This is a genomic window from Nostoc mirabile CHAB5784, from assembly GCF_020829645.1.
GTDB classification, from domain to species: domain Bacteria; phylum Cyanobacteriota; class Cyanobacteriia; order Cyanobacteriales; family Nostocaceae; genus Nostoc; species Nostoc mirabile.
The window spans coordinates 260,467-273,364 of sequence record NZ_JAIVFS010000002.1 but is presented as its reverse complement, the minus strand read 5'-3'; the positions used below and the strand labels follow the sequence as shown (position 1 = coordinate 273,364).

12 protein-coding genes and 1 pseudogene are annotated in these 12,898 nt (G+C 42.6%); 8 read left to right on the top strand and 5 right to left on the bottom strand.

The window, feature by feature from the left end; genetic code table 11:
• Positions 1-96 precede the first annotated feature (96 nt).
• Both psaB and LC653_RS03165 read left to right on the top strand, forming a co-directional pair.
• Positions 97-2,322: a photosystem I core protein PsaB gene (psaB, locus tag LC653_RS03170; protein WP_229492542.1), complete on the top strand. Its 2,226-nt coding sequence runs from the start codon at positions 97-99 to the stop codon at positions 2,320-2,322.
• Between the two features lie 167 nt (positions 2,323-2,489).
• Positions 2,490-2,960, top strand: a complete 471-nt coding sequence (locus LC653_RS03165) for an REP-associated tyrosine transposase (RefSeq protein WP_229492541.1) — start codon at positions 2,490-2,492, stop codon at positions 2,958-2,960.
• A 116-nt stretch (positions 2,961-3,076) separates the two neighbouring features.
• Here LC653_RS03165 and LC653_RS03160 read toward each other — a convergent pair whose 3' ends face one another.
• On the bottom strand, positions 3,077-4,303 hold the full coding sequence (locus LC653_RS03160) for a tetratricopeptide repeat protein (protein WP_229492540.1): 1,227 nt from the start codon (positions 4,301-4,303) through the stop codon (positions 3,077-3,079).
• Positions 4,304-4,434: 131 nt separating this feature from the next.
• Here LC653_RS03160 and LC653_RS03155 point away from each other — a divergent pair, with 131 nt between their 5' ends.
• From LC653_RS03155 to LC653_RS03145, 3 genes and pseudogenes are all read left to right on the top strand, one after another.
• Positions 4,435-4,665, top strand: a complete 231-nt coding sequence (locus LC653_RS03155; RefSeq protein WP_229492539.1) for a DUF433 domain-containing protein — start codon at positions 4,435-4,437, stop codon at positions 4,663-4,665.
• A 5-nt stretch (positions 4,666-4,670) separates the two neighbouring features.
• Positions 4,671-4,901: a DUF5615 family PIN-like protein gene (locus LC653_RS03150; RefSeq protein WP_229492538.1), complete on the top strand. Its 231-nt coding sequence runs from the start codon at positions 4,671-4,673 to the stop codon at positions 4,899-4,901.
• 350 nt (positions 4,902-5,251) lie between these two features.
• Positions 5,252-5,503: pseudogene (locus LC653_RS03145) on the top strand (DNA methyltransferase); the annotation flags it as partial.
• A gap of 73 nt (positions 5,504-5,576) precedes the next feature.
• Here LC653_RS03145 and LC653_RS03140 read toward each other — a convergent pair.
• Entirely contained in the window at positions 5,577-5,789 is a 213-nt protein-coding gene (locus LC653_RS03140; RefSeq protein ID WP_100899890.1) for a hypothetical protein, read from the bottom strand.
• A gap of 707 nt (positions 5,790-6,496) precedes the next feature.
• On the opposite strand from LC653_RS03140, the gene LC653_RS03135 reads away from it, so the two are divergent.
• The 3 genes from LC653_RS03135 (at position 6,497) to LC653_RS03125 (ending at position 9,290) form a co-directional block, all read left to right on the top strand.
• Positions 6,497-7,564 carry an SGNH/GDSL hydrolase family protein gene (locus tag LC653_RS03135; RefSeq protein WP_229492537.1) on the top strand — a complete coding sequence of 356 codons (1,068 nt, stop codon included), beginning with the start codon at positions 6,497-6,499 and terminating at the stop codon, positions 7,562-7,564.
• Between the two features lie 237 nt (positions 7,565-7,801).
• Positions 7,802-8,074: a hypothetical protein gene (locus LC653_RS03130; RefSeq protein ID WP_229492536.1), complete on the top strand. Its 273-nt coding sequence runs from the start codon at positions 7,802-7,804 to the stop codon at positions 8,072-8,074.
• A 151-nt stretch (positions 8,075-8,225) separates the two neighbouring features.
• Positions 8,226-9,290 carry a radical SAM/SPASM domain-containing protein gene (locus LC653_RS03125; RefSeq protein ID WP_229492535.1) on the top strand — a complete coding sequence of 355 codons (1,065 nt, stop codon included), beginning with the start codon at positions 8,226-8,228 and terminating at the stop codon, positions 9,288-9,290.
• On the opposite strand, the gene larE is transcribed toward LC653_RS03125, so the two are convergent.
• The 3 genes from larE to hrmK form a co-directional block, all read right to left on the bottom strand.
• Entirely contained in the window at positions 9,280-10,107 is an 828-nt protein-coding gene (gene larE, locus LC653_RS03120) for an ATP-dependent sacrificial sulfur transferase LarE (protein ID WP_229492534.1), read from the bottom strand. The genes LC653_RS03125 and larE overlap by 11 nt on opposite strands.
• A 314-nt stretch (positions 10,108-10,421) precedes the next feature.
• On the bottom strand, positions 10,422-10,850 hold the full coding sequence (locus LC653_RS03115; RefSeq protein WP_229492533.1) for a hypothetical protein: 429 nt from the start codon (positions 10,848-10,850) through the stop codon (positions 10,422-10,424).
• Positions 10,851-11,006: 156 nt separating this feature from the next.
• Complete coding sequence (hrmK, locus tag LC653_RS03110) at positions 11,007-12,896, bottom strand: hybrid histidine kinase/response regulator HrmK (RefSeq protein WP_229492532.1); 1,890 nt, start codon at positions 12,894-12,896, stop codon at positions 11,007-11,009.
• Positions 12,897-12,898 lie beyond the last annotated feature (2 nt).

The following is a 12,898-nucleotide window of genomic DNA, read 5'->3' as shown; positions in this document are numbered from 1 at the left end:
ACAACTCATAATTCTCAACTCATAACTCACAACTCATAACTCCTAACTATCCCAGCTGGTACTTGATGGCTAAAGGTCAGAGGATTTATTAAACCTATGGCGACAAAATTTCCGAAATTTAGCCAGGATCTCGCACAGGACCCGACGACTCGTCGGATATGGTATGCGATCGCTACAGGCAACGATTTTGAAACCCATGATGGCATGACGGAAGAAAATCTTTACCAAAAGATTTTCGCAACTCACTTCGGTCACTTGGCAATCATCTTCCTGTGGGCATCCAGCCTCCTGTTCCACGTAGCCTGGCAAGGTAACTTTGAACAGTGGATTAAAGATCCCCTTCACATCCGTCCCATCGCCCACGCGATTTGGGACCCCCACTTTGGTAAACCAGCGATCGAAGCTTTTACCCAAGCGGGCGCTAGTAATCCGGTAAACATTACCTACTCTGGTCTCTACCATTGGTGGTATACCATCGGTATGCGGAATAACGGCGAACTGTACAACGGTTCAGTGTTCTTGCTATTATTCGCTGCTGTATTACTGTTTGCTGGTTGGCTGCACTTGCAACCCAAGTACCGTCCTAGCTTGGCATGGTTTAAGAGTGCTGAACACCGCCTAAACCACCACTTAGCAGGTTTGTTTGGTGTTAGTTCTTTGGCTTGGGCTGGTCACTTAATTCACGTTGCTGTCCCCGAAGCTCGCGGTCAGCACGTAGGTTGGGATAACTTCCTATCCACCCCACCCCACCCAGCAGGTTTGACACCATTCTTTACAGGCAACTGGGGTGTTTACTCTCAAAACCCTGACACTCCTGGACATATATTCGGGACATCGCAAGGTGCAGGAACTGCAATTCTGAGTTTCTTGGGTGGTTTCCATCCCCAGACAGAAGCTTTGTGGCTGACTGACATAGCTCATCACCACTTGGCGATCGCAGTCCTATTCATCGTCGCTGGTCACATGTACCGGACAAACTTTGGGATTGGTCACAGTCTCAAAGAAGCCTTGAATGCCAAGAACTTCTTTGGTATTCCTGTTGAAGGGCCGTTCAACCTACCTCACCAAGGTATCTACGACACCTACAACAACTCCCTGCACTTCCAATTGGGATGGCACTTAGCAGCGTTAGGTGTTGTCACTTCCTGGGTAGCGCAGCACATGTACTCCATGCCTTCCTACGCATTTATTGCGAAGGACTACACAACCCAGGCAGCGTTGTACACGCATCACCAGTATATTGCTGGATTCCTGATGCTTGGTGCTTTTGCCCACGGAGCAATATTCTGGGTACGTGATTACGACCCAGAACAAAACAAAGGCAACGTCCTTGAGCGCGTGTTGAAGCACAAAGAAGCGATTATCTCCCACCTTAGCTGGGTATCCCTTTTCTTAGGCTTCCACACCCTCAGCTTGTACGTCCACAACGATGTAGTGGTTGCTTTCGGTACTCCTGAAAAGCAAATCCTGATTGAGCCAGTGTTTGCCCAGTTCGTCCAAGCTGCTAACGGTAAAGTACTGTACGGTTTAGATACCTTGCTATCTAACCCAGATAGTATTGCTTACACAGCATGGCCCAACTACGCTAACGTCTGGTTACCAGGCTGGTTAGATGCCATCAATGCTGGTACTAACTCCTTGTTCTTGACAATTGGCCCTGGCGACTTCTTGGTACACCATGCGATCGCTTTGGGTCTGCACACCACTACCTTGATCTTGGTCAAAGGTGCTTTGGATGCCCGTGGTTCTAAGCTGATGCCCGATAAAAAGGACTTCGGCTATGCCTTCCCTTGCGACGGTCCCGGTCGTGGCGGTACTTGCGACATCTCAGCTTGGGATTCCTTCTACCTCGCTACATTCTGGATGCTCAATACCCTTGGTTGGGTTACCTTCTACTGGCATTGGAAGCATCTAGGTATTTGGCAAGGCAACGTAGCTCAGTTCAATGAGAACTCTACATATCTCATGGGCTGGTTCCGCGATTACCTCTGGGCTAACTCTGCTCAGTTGATTAACGGTTACAACCCGTATGGCGTGAATAACCTGTCTGTCTGGGCTTGGATGTTCTTGTTCGGACACCTAGTTTGGGCTACTGGCTTCATGTTCTTAATCTCCTGGAGAGGTTACTGGCAAGAGTTGATTGAAACCCTTGTTTGGGCACACGAACGCACTCCTCTAGCTAACCTAGTTCGCTGGAAAGATAAGCCCGTTGCTCTATCTATTGTTCAAGCTCGTGTAGTTGGTCTAGCTCACTTCACTGTTGGCTATGTCTTGACTTACGCTGCATTCTTGATTGCTTCTACTGCTGGTAAGTTCGGTTAATTCGGCTGCTAGTTTTGTAAGTAAGTAATAAAAATCCTCTGCCGCAAGGTGGGGGATTTTTTTTGGGTTTTGGGTGAGGAGGACGGGAAAAATAAAGAAGGGGGCGGGCAAGATGCCCACCCCACAAGAAAAGTTACAGAAAAATTACAAGTAGTTTTCTATTCTGAATGCAAGAACCAAAGTTGAAAATTTTTCGGAGAAGATTACCTCATTGGGAGTTAGATGGGGCAGTTTATTTCATTACTTTTAATACTTGGGAAAAGTTAGAACTTAGCCTAGAAGCTAGAGAAATAGTTTTTAATTCATGTTTGTTTTTTGATAATCAAAGATATAAAATATTTGTCTTTGTAGTCATGACAAACCATGTGCATCTGCTCATTCAGCCATTACTCAAGTCGGAAAATGAGTTTTGGTCATTGAGTAGCATTATGAAAAGTATTAAAGGTTATAGTGCTAAACAAATTCCCAAGGTGATGAAACATATAGGAACAGTTTGGCAAGATGAAAGATATGACCGTATTGTTAGGAATGACCAAGAGTTTCAACAATATTGGGAATATATCAGACAAAATCCTGTGAAAGCAGGGCTATCATCAAGCCCAGAAGATTACCCCTTCTTTTGGCAACTCCCTGAATAATCTCAATCATCACATTCTCTCTTCTGTTGTGAAGTGACATTCTTGTAGGTTGACACTCTCTCTTGTGGGGTGGGCATCTTGCCCGCCCCTTTCTAGCCTTAAATGCCAGTCTAGAATTAACTATACAATTTAATTCTCTTTATTGCCTCTGAATATTTTTTTGTATCCCCTTGTTTTAAATAAAGGTTAGCAGCTTGCTGCCAATCTTTAATTGCAGCTTGCTTATCTCCTAAATCATAGCGAAGAAAAGCTCGATTATTGTAGGTAGTAGCATTTTTTGCATTTAACTGAATTGCTTTATTATAGTCTTGTAAAGCTCCCTGTTTATCACCTAAATTGGAGCGAACATTACCTCGATTGTTATAACAAACATCAAAATTAGGTGCAAGCTTAATTGCTATGTTGTAGTCTTGTAATGCTCCTTGATTATCGCCTAAGTCACTACGAAGATCAGCTCGCCCTTTATAAATAATGAATGGAGGAGTTAATTGTTTATTACCAATAGCTAACATTGAGTTTGAACGTCTAAGCTGAATTGCTGTATTGTAATCTTGTAAAGCTCCCTGTTTATCACCATATTTACTGCGAAGAAACCCTCTAGTACTATAGGTATCACCATCTTGAGGTGGATAAAGTTTATAATACTGGTTAATGTCTTGTAAAGCACCTTGGTTATCGCCGATCTCATGGCGCAATTCTGCACGTTCAGTCACCATTGAAATATTTTTAGAGTCAATTTTAAGTCTTTGGTCATAGTCTTGCAAAGCACCCTGTTTATCCCCTAATTCACTCCTAAATTTAGCGCGATCGCCGTAAGCCGCTCCATTTTTCGGCTCAAGCTCAATTGCTTTACTATAGTCTTGCAAAGCACCTTGTTTGTCACCTATGTCACGACGAAATCTAGCGCGATAGCTGTAAACGAAGCTATTTTTCGGGTCAAGCTCAATTGCTTTACTATAGTCTTGTAAAGCACCCTGTTTGTTACCCAATTTACTTCGCAATCGGGCGCGATTTGTGTAGTTATTGCGGATTTCATAGCGCAGGTTTGCCCGTTCAAACTGCATTAAAATATTTTTAGAGTCAATTTTAAGTCCTTGGTCATAGTCTTGCAAAGCACCCTGTTTATCCCCTAATTTACTCCGGTATTTAGCACGATCGCTGTAAGCGAAATAATTTTTCGGGTCAACTTCAATTGCTTTATTGTAGTCTTGCAAAGCACCCTGTTTATCACCAAATTCACTTTTAAATTCAGCAGTCCCTGATTGAATCTCTAGTTCAAGTAATATTATCTCTCTCTGATGAGGAGCGATCGCTATTGGAAGAAAAACTATTTTTCGATTCATCAGAGCCTTCAACCCATGACTTAATGCAACTTGCTCAGACTGGTGGAGCCTTTAAATTTCTTGAAAATGAACCAGACATATACTCACTAAAAGATGGAGAATCTATCTAAAAAGAAAGCGATCGCCTAATCATGACAAACTGGCAAGAACGCATTACTCAAAACCCAAATATATGTCACGGGAAACCGTGCATCAAAGGAACACGCATTATGGTATTAGTCATCCTTGATAACCTGGCCGAGGGATTGACATTTGAGGAAATTGTTCAAGATTATCCACCGCTAACTTTAGAAGATATCAGAGCAGCTATTGCTTATGCAGCCCAATTAACCAGGGAAGAGGAATTGTTGCCACTGCGATGAATAAAATGACAGTAAAACTCGACGAGAACATGGCACAAACCCATGTCGAGTTTTTACAGCAAGCTGGTTACAACGCTGACCGTATGACTGATGAAGGATTGTCTGGTGCTGATGATGAAACTGTTTGGGAGCAAGTTTGTGCTGAGGAACGATTTTTCATCACCCTTGATTTAGACTTCTCTGATGTTCGTCGCTTTCCACCAGGCACTCATCCTGGTATTCTACTATTACGTTAGCAAAGCGTGCCGTAGGCATTCGCGTAACCGCAGCCGTCAAACAGTGCTAGAAATTTTGTCTCGTGTTATACGTGAGCAACCTTTAGAAAATCTGAAAGGTTGTCTTGTAGTTGCAGACGAAATCCAAACGCGAATCCGGCGTCCGCAATGATCACTTTTATAGGAAATCAATAATACAGTTAGCTTTTGAATAAATATACATCCTCTGCGTTACTTTGCGCTTCCCTCTGTGTCCCTCTGCGTTAAAAAAATAACTTTTAAAATTAAATACTTAGATAATACAAAAATAAGTTATAACTATAAAAAACGAGATAATCTTATAACTCTTGCAAGAAGAATCAGTAACACCAAATACTGAATCGAATAGTGCTTATTTACGACGCTGTAAAGCAGCAGAAATTAGACCCCATCCAGCACGTTTTCCTCAAGGGTTTGCCGAGTTCTTCATCAAATTCTTAACTGATGAAGGTGATATGGTTTTAGATCCATTTGCAGGTTCTAACACAAGTGGGTTTGTGGCACAGACTCTGCAACGCCGATGGATATCTTTTGAAATTAACGAGGATTATGTAATGGGAAGTCGTTATCGTTTTACTCAATAATCAAATTAAGTAAAGAGTCAGGACTGAGGAGTTAAAATCTATAACTCATAACTCCTTACTCATAACTACTCACTTAAATTTCTCCATTCACCTGCATTTGATGAACTTGATCCGCTAATTCTTGACGACCTTGATCATCTAGTTTGTCAATTGCTAACATCCCCATCAGAATAACTTCTTTCAGGGTCAAACGTGTCGAATGTGCCTGTTTTTGCACAATCTCTTTAATAATGGGACTTACACCAATCGCTGTACTAGCTCTAGCCACGGAATAAAAGGAAAACACTAATGATTAAGCCTAAATCTTAGCACCTCACATGAAGTTATTTTCTATAGTTAAAACTTAATTTAAATGTGTTTCAACTCATACTTCAATAAGTAAACATTAATTTTAAATTAGGTATGTAGAGAATAACCTTCTAGGTGTAGGGCACTGTCCGACAACTGGAAAATTTATATCAAAACCTCAATTATTGCATCAAAGGTAAGAACCTACTTTTGGATGAAAATAAATTTAACTTTTATTATCCCAGAATAACGGGTATAGTGTCTAACAGCGCTATAGATAGATCCCTCTAGAGTTATCCCAAACCTTTTTGATTCAGGCTCTAACCTCTTTTCTTTATCAAATGGTTATTTATTAGATTAGCAACGGCAAAAGCAAAAACCTCTGTCCTGAGATACTCAAAAATCACCTACGAATTGCCGAGTTCGTACACACTTGCAATATTTGTGGCAACTGAGTTATAAAAAGTAGTCGGTTTGTGAAAAGAAGGCTTTCAGTACAACTATCTTCACAAATAAGACTTATATACCACCGGGAAAACCGTAATTTAAAGAGATCGTGAATTGTCAAATATAATCTTGTTAACACGCTTTACAGAACTATACAGTTTAAATAAGAATAATAACTTAACCCAAGTAAAATTTTCCTGAATACAGGCAACTAATGCTGTCATAGGGAAAAGCAGTGAGTAGAGGAGAGACAAAGCGATGAGGGACCCTTATCTGTTGGCAGCAGGCTTGTTAACAGGATTAGCAATACCAGCATCGGCTCTTCCACATTTGTCGATTGTCCTGCCAGAAAATTCTAGATTCCTGTGGGATTTAAAACAAGGTTCGCAGACAATAGTAAGTAGACAAATCATCCCCAGTGTTGATCTTTCCTTACCAGAACTCAGCAGCCAAGCGTTCCAACCCCTAAAAAGTTCGCAGCCAACAGCAGGTGATAGAAATATCAACAGCGTTGATCTCTCCTTAGCAGAAGTCAGTAGTCAGGGATTACCAGCCCCAACAGAGTCATCACTCAACCCCAGCGCCCAACCAACTGGTCTTTCACTGACATCTGGGAATCAACTTTATTACCAAAGATTGGCAGCTCTAAAAACAGGTCAGATTTATACACGCGTAAATAGTGATAATTTGCAATCATTGTGGGAGTCGATCAAGAAGCGTCAATTAACTTATGATGACTGGAAAAGTTTACTAGCTTTAGAAGCTAGAGCGATCGCTCAAGGTCAAGGTGCAAATCATCTAAGTATCTTAGTTGGCGATTCTTTGAGCATGTGGTTTCCTAGAGAAAAACTACCTGCTGGTAAATTATGGCTGAATCAAGGCATATCTGGAGATACTTCTAGTGGCGTTTTAAAAAGATTGGGGGCATTTTCGGCAACGCGGCCGGATGTCATTTACGTCATGGCTGGGATTAACGACTTACGAAAAGGCGATAGCGATCAAACAATTTTGCGTAATTATCGCCGGATTATCCGTCGTTTACGGCAGACTCACCCAAAAGCTCAAATCATTGTCCAATCAATTTTGCCTACTCGCCTAGCAAAACTTTCCAATAGCCGGATTCGTCACATCAACATACAATTAACCCAGATTGCCAAACAAGAAGGCGCTAATTATCTAAATATTTATAGCTGGTTTACCGATATGGAAGGTAATTTGCGCCCAGAGTTGACCACAGATGGGTTGCACCTGTCTCAAGAGGGTTATGATGTGTGGCGATCGGCACTACAGCAGATAGAATACAAGCTGACTCAAGGTGGAAATTGAGCGATCGCTACGCCAACGCCGACGTTTGGGGCGATCGCATCACCATAAGTTAGAAAATTGCGTAGACAGGCTGCCAAATAGTGTCTGTAAATATAAATATTTGTAATTTCAATAGTAAATTTGCGTAAGTTCTTCAGAGGGGAATGAAATTAAACGTGTGCAGATCGCTCACAAAAATCAGCGATGTCTACGACGGGCTATGCCTATGCACTTAGTGTAAAAACAAAGGAGAATATCATGGAAAACCGTCTGGAAGGGCAAGACATTCAAGGCGACGAATTGTTTATGGATCTAACTCCAGAAGAACTACAAGAACTAGAACAGGTGAAAGGAGGATTCAGTTTCCCACGAGGCAATGATCCTCTTCCTAATGGGATTCCCGCCTTTGACATCCCCGATATCAAGGAGCTAGATACCCCTCTAATCCCTGTTAAGCCTTTTCCTAATGGGATTCCCGCCTTCAATCCTAACAGGCTAGATATCTCTAAAGATATCTCTAAGCAGGGTTGAAATTCTAAGACTTCTTCCAGAAGTTTGGGAAGAGCGGTGGCGATGGAATTTTCCTTTTTATCGTTACCCTTTAACACTTCCCTTAAGCATTGCAAAGCTTCATAGAGTTTTAGATCACAAAGAGTAATTGGAGTTAGTAATTAGTAAGCATATGGCACCTACTGGAAATTTTAACCGCATCCTACAAATCCACCCGTCCAGACGGTGCAATCTGCGCTGTCTCCATTGTTACTCTTCTTCTGGCCCAGAGGAGCGTGACCAACTCAGTGTCCCGCTCCTTTTACGAGCAATTACGGATGCAAGTGTACAAGGATATACCATTGCCAGCTTTTCAGGAGGAGAACCTCTTGTCTACAAACCTTTGCCCGAACTGCTAAAACAGGCTCATCAATACCAGATGCATACGACGGTTACTTCCAACGGCATACTCTTGGACGAGCGACACATTGAGCAGCTGACTGGAGCGGTTGATCTACTTGCCATTAGTCTTGATGGAATGCCAGCCTCTCATAACCGTATGCGTTCTTCAGAGCAAGCTTTTGAAAAAATGGCGGCTCGACTCGAAGGGATTCGCCAATCTGGTATCCCATTCGGGTTTATTTTTACACTCACAAAACAAAATTTTCGAGAGTTAGACTGGGTTGCGAACTTCGCCTTAGAGCAAGGAGCGAAATTATTGCAGATTCATCCACTTGCGGAAGTTGGACATGCTACCCAAAGCCTCGTCGGATATAGACCTAATCCCAGCATCTTATCCTATGCTTACCTAAAAGCCACGCGTCTGCGAGAAGCCCTTGGTGACAAGCTGTTTGTTCAAATTGATTTAACTCACCAAGATTTACTGCGTTCAAATCCCGGTAGCTTTTTTGCAGAGGAATCGCTAATAAATCAAGAAGACTACAGCTTTGCTGAACTCATATCGCCCCTAATTATCGAAGCAGATGGGACAGTTGTGCCAATGCAACATGGTTTTGATCGCAATTATGCTCTAGGGAATCTTAATGAGGCATCTCTGGGCGAACTCACTAAGCATTGGCGTCAAGAGCGCTACCGGGCTTTTCGAGAACTCTGCCAACACGTTTATCAAGAGCTAATAGCACCTGCCAATCTGCCGATTACGGATTGGTATGAGACACTGATGCAGTTGGCAAAAACAAGTGAGGTAGGTGAAAACAGCACAACTGTGTCTACAGTCCAGGAAAATGCTATAGTTTAACCCCCAAGGCTTCCCGATTCAAAACCTGATTCAACTTCCCACTGCGATAACCTTCTAAATCTAAGGTTACGTAAAGAAATCCGAAATCCTGAAATGCAGAAACTACTTTGTGTAAATCCGTAGTTAACACAAACTCTTTAATTTGTTCTGGTGGTAATTCAATGCGTGCTGTATCTCCTTGTGATCGCACACGCAAATTCTGCCAACCCAGCTTTCGCAGGAAAATTTCTCCTCTACCAACTCGTTGTAACTTAGCTACAGTAATCTCTTCACCATAAGGAAACCGCGAACTGAGGCAAGGTTGAGCAGGTTTATCCCACCAAGGTAAACCGAGTTGTTGCGAAAGTTGGCGAACTTCAACTTTAGTGACACCCACTTCTGCTAAAGGCGATCGCGCCCCTCTCTCTTTCGCCGCCTGAATTCCTGGGCGATAATCATGCAAATCATCGGCATTTACCCCATCCACTACGTAGGGATAACCCAACTCTAAAGCTAAAGGTTTGAGAGTATCGTGCAATTCACTTTTGCAAAAATAACAGCGATTAACAGGGTTAGAGGTGTAATTGGGATTTTCCATCTCGTGAGTCTGGACGATTTTATGCCCAATCCCAATAGTTGCAGCTTGAATTTTAGCATCTTCCAACTCTTCTGGTAACAGCGAAGGAGAAACAGCTGTTACAGCCAAAGCGCGATCGCCCAACACATCATAAGCAATTTTGGCAACCAAAGTGCTATCAACGCCCCCAGAGTAGGCAATCAACGCCTGCTCCATTTCTGTAAATAAGGCTTTTAATTGCTCAAATTTTTCTGTCAGCATAATTTCCTAATCCTGCCCAAACCTTATAGCACCCTGCAAATTCTATTCTAGTAAAACAGCAGCAGTGACAAGAGAAAAACTCAGCAGAAAGTCAATCAACAGCCGCAAAATCAAGTAACATCGTCTTCTAGGAAAGAAACATCGGCTTTTCAACCAAAAATTTCTGACAGAGATTTACCATTTCTACTCATTAGACATAGGAGTGAAAATAAATGTAGAGACGTAGCACTGCTACGTCTCTACAAGGGTTTCAGACAACGAATATTTAATTTCTACAGATGTCTATTCGGGCAACAACGCCACTCCTCAGAGATTTATTGCTTTTTCAATGTAAATGTATCTCGGTTATTCTCAACATCTATGAAAAACCCAGTAATCGTTTGAGGGTCATTTAGTCTACCGACAAGAGCGGCATTATAAGTAATTGGCGTTCCTGGCTGTGCAGTCTGAACAATAGTGATGACTGGCTTCCCGCGATTAGGGGTCGAATAAACGTCAATCAGAAATAGGGAAGTATTGCCACGGGGTAAAATATATTTACCTGCATTGCCTGTAATCTGGATTGTGCAACCACCTTGTACATAGCAAGAACTTCCTGGAAGGCTGACTGTATAGTCCCATATCCCATCCAAATTGGCAGGTAAAGGAGCAGTAGCAATTGACTCAGATGCATCCTTAGCATAGATGATGCTGGAAGCTAACAAAGTCATTGTGGTAACGGCCAAGAATTTACGTAACAACATAAACACCACCTTCTTGAAAAAAGTAGTTCGTAGCAGATTATTAAATGTATTCCTGCTGGCTGATTGAAAGGATAATATAGTCTGCCTATGTTGTTCTTTAAAAGTAACGATATTATACATACTGTTAGACACTCCGCCGACTGAACAAATTTCGGTTTAGGTTGGCGGTTTGCTGTATTTAGCCACCAGACTGGCTAAAAGTGGTAAATCAATTGGTTTAGAAATATAGTCATTTACTCCAGCTTCTAGACAAGTTTCGCGATCGCCTTTCATTGCCATTGCTGTTTGAACAATTACCGGAATCGTCTGATATTGCCGATTTTCTCGCAGCTGCTGTACCAACTTAAGACCATTTCCATCTGGCAGATGAACATCCATCAAAATCACCACTGGGTCTAACTGTGCTAAAGCTTCCCACATCTCGGCAGCATTCTTAACCCAAGTCACCTGATATCCCAATTTACGTAGATAAATTTGCATCAAATTAGCGTTGGGTAAGTCATTTTCTACCAGCAAAATATCTACAGAAGAACTGGGGGTGAAAGGCAAAGGAGGTGAGGAGGATTGTTCTTCCCCTCCTTCCCCTGCTCCCCCTCCTTCCCCTGCTCCCCCTGCTCCCCCTACTCCCTCTGCTCTCTCTGCTCCTTCTGCTTCCTCATCTCCCCCCACTCCCACTTCTTGCTTAAAGGGAAGTACAAGGGTAAAACGGGAACCGCAATTTACTTCAGATTCCACGTTCACTGAACCACCGTGAATTTGGGCGAGTTTCCGAGTCACTGCTAAACCCAAACCAGTACCTTCACCACCAGCGACAGCCTTGGCAATTTGGAAATAGGGTTCAAACAGTTGAGCCTGGTCTTCTTGGGAAATGCCAGTGCCAGTATCCCAAACTGTAAAATCCACAAATAGACCTTTGGAAGCAACCTCTAAGCCAACACTTCCTTTGCTGGTGAACTTTAGGGCATTGAAGAGTAAATTCAACAGCATTTGCTTGAGTCGCAAGGGGTCAGCTACTAGGGTTGTGATATCGGGGTCAAGTTTTAGACGGAGTTTCAAACCCTTATTAGCGGCTTTCTCTTTCACCAGTGCGAAAACATTGCTACATAGCATTGGCACATCAATTGTTTCCCACTGCACCTCCAGCTGATTTGCTTCAATTTTAGAGAGATCCAAAATATCATTAATCAGACCTAGCAAGTGCTTGCCGCTAGATTGAATGATATTTAAATACTCTTGCTGGCGTTCTTTAGTTGGTTCGTACCCTTGGGCTAAAAGCAGGTGAGTAAACCCAATAATAGAACTAAGCGGTGTGCGAATTTCGTGGCTGGTGTTTGCCAAAAACTGATTTTTCAGTTGATTGGTGCGCTCCAATTCTTGATTAAAGTTACTTAAATGTTGATACTGTTGCTGCCAATATAGGATGTTTCTAAGTTGTACCAAGGCTGTACTACAATGCTTGGCAGACCTTGCCATCAATTGTGATTTGAGTTGAGCAAGTGATTCTATGAGCGACTCACGATCAGAGCTTAGGGGCGCTGTGGCGATAATTAGCCAGCCCATGACATTGCCAAAATCATCAGCTAACCGCCAAGCGCTCGGTGGTTGTTGATTCTCAAGCTGCTGCAAATCTTCGAGTTCTATGACCTCTTGCAATCTCAACAGCAGCTTTTTTTCTGCTGTCAGCAATTCTAGAAATAAAGGTTGTGAGTTTGAAGATAGAGAACACGAAACATAGCAAACTGTGGCAACAGTTTCTTGTGGTTCAAACAAAGCGATGCCTACGGCACAATCTGTAAGCGCCAAATTACTGCTGTTGACAGCACTGTTAATCTCGTTGACCACAGTTTGGAGAATTTCTGCTTCTGCGGCTCCTGCCTGTAGGACAGTTTTACAAGCAGAAAGCAGGCAATCATTAAGGCGACTTTGCAACTGGTTCAAGCTGCTCTCCAGCCACAACTTGGCGCGAAGTTGCTGAATTGTTGTCAAAGGTTTTGGCCTTGCATCTATCTGTGAGTTCTGGTCTGGTAAGCTTGAGTACTGCTGCATGG